Raw genomic sequence first — 1,438 nt, forward strand, 5'->3', positions numbered from 1 at the left:
ACTCTACCTATTTTAATTCTCTATCCGGCGACAGTAGCGCAAAATAGTCTGTTCAAATTCAGCCTCATTCATTTCCTGCAGCCGACGGATGTTCTTCTCGGGAATTTGTTCGACACGGCTCTCGCCATAGCGTTCGATGGCCTTTGTCATCGATTTCTCTCGTATCACGTGGATAACCGGAAACGGACTGCGATTAGTAAAGTTTGAGCGCGCGTTCACTGCCTCCCCTTCAAATTGATAAGAAGGATGGAAGCCGACCAACTGAAAAGTTTCCTCCAGCGCGTTTTCTTCGAGAAACCGCTGCATGTCATCGATGAACCCCAACAAATCGTCAAGCTCCGGAAAATCCGTGTTATTGAAAACAAGCAACGTTGTTTCTAGATCTGTCGGGTTAGCATCAAGCAGTCGTACGATCTCCTCTTTAAAAAAGAAGGCGCATTCCAGACGTGAGGATTCAAAACAGGCCACCGTTCTCACGAGTCCATGATTGGCGGGATAAGAAGCGAAGGGGCAGAAATCCTGAGCGATAACGACCTGCTTTAACCACAACTCTATTAGCGCAATTGCTGACTTTTCTTGTTCAGAGAATTTTCCCTCACCAGTCATGATTCACCGTCCGCAAAGAAACCACCATCCAAGACTTGTATGTAACTCTCATGCCCGTGATCAGCATGCCCTTCGATAACGCAACGTAAAACCAGCTTCGTTGGAGTGTCAAAGCGGATAATCATTTCGCGCGTATCCTGAGGCTGAATGGTCATTGTAGGCCGGTCGGCAAGCGTACCAACCATCGATTTCGCTGCGTCAGTATTCGTATTTGAATGGACATGCCCATCTGCGGAACTTACCTCCATACGTGCGTGTCTCACCTCATCCTCGACAAAGGCTTTGAACTCAGCATCTTTCATGGCATCAGCGGGCTCCGCCGAAAAAAGAAATACGTGTACTTCATCTGTTCTATTATCAAAGACAAAGCGTGTTTTTTGATTCGTTAGCACTTCTATTTGTTCAGGAAACAGTAGTTTGTAAAGCACCTCAACCCGATGAACGCTCTCAGCTGATGCGACACCAAATAAGGGATCTTTCCAGTATTCACCGAGAATATCTTCCGGCTTCAATGCATACGCAGACAGGCTATAAATCACCAGCCCACAGCTCAAAAATACTCGAGCGCCCAGCAACAAAATGTTTGCTCCTTACTTAATCGTTGTGCTTCACTAACAGAATAAGTCGACAAGAATGTTTTGGAAAGGATTACGTGAGCAACACGCCAATATGCATCACAATAGCAGGCTCAGACTCCAGTGGCGGTGCAGGCATACAAGCTGATCTGAAGACGTTTGCCGCACACAACTGTTATGCGATGAGCGTCATTACTGCGTCGACAGCACAAACGCATTTAGGCATCACGGATATTCAGCCACTTCCTAGCCACCAT

At 46.8% G+C, this 1,438-nt stretch carries 3 protein-coding genes; 1 reads left to right on the forward strand and 2 read right to left on the reverse strand.

Annotated features, from left to right (window positions below):
* Positions 1-12: 12 nt before the first annotated feature.
* Positions 13-606: a DUF1415 family protein gene (locus tag A3750_RS08335; protein WP_068455152.1), complete on the reverse strand. Its 594-nt coding sequence runs from the start codon at positions 604-606 to the stop codon at positions 13-15.
* On the reverse strand, positions 603-1,184 hold the full coding sequence (locus A3750_RS08340) for a hypothetical protein (RefSeq protein WP_068463914.1): 582 nt from the start codon (positions 1,182-1,184) through the stop codon (positions 603-605). Before A3750_RS08340 ends, A3750_RS08335 begins: the two co-directional genes overlap by 4 nt.
* Before the next feature lie 74 nt (positions 1,185-1,258).
* Here A3750_RS08340 and A3750_RS24865 point away from each other — a divergent pair.
* The coding region (locus A3750_RS24865; RefSeq protein WP_304440181.1) for a bifunctional hydroxymethylpyrimidine kinase/phosphomethylpyrimidine kinase at positions 1,259-1,438 on the forward strand (180 nt) is incomplete at its 3' end.

The organism is Oleiphilus sp. HI0079 (genome assembly GCF_001635105.1).

Excerpts from the sequence above, each read along its gene's own strand:
- A3750_RS08335 (WP_068455152.1), bottom strand. The coding sequence starts at position 606 with ATGACTGGTGAGGGAAAATTCTCTGAACAAGAAAAGTCAGCAATTGCG.